Source organism: Bartonella capreoli, from assembly GCF_902813205.1.
Classification (GTDB): Bacteria; Pseudomonadota; Alphaproteobacteria; order Rhizobiales; family Rhizobiaceae; genus Bartonella; species Bartonella schoenbuchensis.
Map to the genome: position 1 here is coordinate 1 of NZ_CADDZX010000372.1, position 390 is coordinate 390.

The following is a 390-nucleotide window of genomic DNA, read 5'->3' on the forward strand; positions in this document are numbered from 1 at the left end:
AAAAAGCGCAAAAAACAGCCGATAACATCGCCTATCGTCTTGATTTGATTGCTGATGATATGGAACAAGGTTGGAGTGGTCAATACACATCAGAGGGAAGTTTATGTTTTGAACGTGTTTTACGCGGAGTTAAAGATGTTATTACCCTTGATGCAGGACTTATCAATTCAGCCGATGCACGCCAAATTGATCGCATTTCTAAAAATTTCACAGAAATATATAATCCTCCCCTTCTCCTACATCGCAAAGATAAATCAGAGCGTATTTTTGGACCTATGAGTCTCTTAGAAAGCATTTTTGCCAACGGTAAAAAGGGTATAACATTACAGCGTTATAAAGGTCTTGGAGAAATGAATGCTGAACAACTTTGGGAAACAACTCTTGATCCCG

The 390-nt window shown here is 38.7% G+C and carries 1 pseudogene; it reads left to right on the forward strand.

Going from position 1 to position 390, the window contains the following annotated elements:
* A pseudogene (locus tag J7R05_RS08855) lies at positions 1-390 on the forward strand (DNA gyrase subunit B); the annotation flags it as partial.